Annotated in this window: 1 protein-coding gene; it reads right to left on the minus strand. The window is 33.7% G+C overall.

Features of this window, described 5'->3' with window-relative positions; all coding sequences use genetic code 11:
- Nucleotides 1-11 precede the first annotated feature (11 nt).
- A partial coding sequence (locus VHA02S_RS24980) for a hypothetical protein (RefSeq protein WP_218000909.1) occupies nt 12-718 on the minus strand: 707 nt, incomplete at its 5' end.

Raw genomic sequence — 718 nt, forward strand, 5'->3', positions numbered from 1 at the left:
CGAATCCCTCTTTAACAATTTGTTAACTGCAATCTCAAAAAATACTTCACACTTCTAATGCTTCCTTGAACTTTCAAAAAATGCAATCCGATTCCTACCAAAACAACTACAATTAATAAGATAAATACAATTACCATTAAGGTTGGGATGTTTTCCAAGAGCGTTCCCTTCAAACCAAGAGCCATATTGTAAGCAACTACGGAAAGACCAAATGAAATCATCATTGAAACGAAATAATAGATAAATTCTCGAACAGAAACCCAATAACCTAATTTATAGCCACAGATTTTGATAACACCGTATTTCTTCTTTAACCTAAATGACTTTTTATTGTTAGTCAGTTTTACATAGTTTTTAACTCTTTTGTAAATTTCAAAACTATCGATTGGAGAGCGACTAGATAGCAATGCTTGAATCGTAGGAAAAGAAAGCTGCCTTTTATATATACCTGAAATAATATGTTCAATAACGAACTCGTCACATTTAGTCATTGACTCTGTCTTATATGCAGATAAGAGTAACTCTAAATTCTTTTGCTTAATAGTATGCTTCTGGGTGAGATGACTTATAACGAATCTAAGGATAGGTAAAACCACAATCGTCAAACCAAACAACCACATAAACGCAGGATCAATCTCTGAAAAATATTTGACTACATCACTCAAATGTACACTCCTTGCAGTTAACGCCCTGTTAAGGGGTGAGCAACGCAATCCAA

It is taken from the genome of Vibrio harveyi NBRC 15634 = ATCC 14126 = KCTC 12724, assembly GCF_001591145.1.
GTDB lineage: Bacteria > Pseudomonadota > Gammaproteobacteria > Enterobacterales > Vibrionaceae > Vibrio > Vibrio harveyi.